Consider the following 214-nt stretch of genomic DNA (forward strand, 5'->3'; position numbering starts at 1 on the left):
AGTGAGTAAGATCCCTCAGAGACGATGAGGTTGATAGGTCCGAGGTGGAAGCGTGGTGACACGTGGAGCTGACGGATACTAATCGATCGAGGACTTAACTAACTAGATGTCGTGCGTTACTCTTATTTAGTTTTTAGGGTATAAAGATTATTTTTTCCGAAACCCTTGCATTTCTCGAAGGAAATGCATATAATATATCTTGTCTTGATTTTTA

At 39.7% G+C, this 214-nt stretch carries 1 rRNA gene; it reads left to right on the forward strand.

Annotated elements, in window-relative coordinates:
• Positions 1–102, forward strand: a 23S ribosomal RNA gene (locus KI338_RS17635); the annotation flags it as partial.
• Positions 103–214 lie beyond the last annotated feature (112 nt).

The organism is Ornithinibacillus bavariensis, from assembly GCF_018333235.1.
Taxonomy (GTDB): domain Bacteria; phylum Bacillota; class Bacilli; order Bacillales; family Amphibacillaceae; genus Ornithinibacillus; species Ornithinibacillus bavariensis.